The 227-nt window shown below is 72.2% G+C and carries 1 protein-coding gene; it reads right to left on the reverse strand.

Features of this window, described 5'->3' with window-relative positions; genetic code table 11:
* Nucleotides 1-227, reverse strand: a 227-nt coding sequence (locus FJ658_RS15270) for an ABC transporter substrate-binding protein (RefSeq protein ID WP_181408507.1), incomplete at both ends; no start/stop codon positions are given.

A 227-nucleotide genomic window follows, 5' to 3' on the forward strand; every position in this document is an offset into this window, starting at 1 on the left:
CCGGCTGGAAGTCGTCCAGGTCGCCGCCCGACTGCACGGTCGCGAGGCCCACGGCCGCGAAGGCCGCGCCGGCCTGCGTCGGGTCGCCGTTGATGGCGACGGCCGCCTTGTAGTCGGCGCCCAGCAGGTCGTCGAGGGTCGCGGGCTCGGGGTACTTCGACGAGTCGTAGCCGATCGACATGTACCCGCCGTAGTCGCCCACGAACAGGCCCGAGGGCTCCTTCAGG

Source organism: Schumannella sp. 10F1B-5-1 (assembly GCF_006517535.1).
In the GTDB taxonomy this organism is placed as follows: domain Bacteria; phylum Actinomycetota; class Actinomycetes; order Actinomycetales; family Microbacteriaceae; genus Schumannella.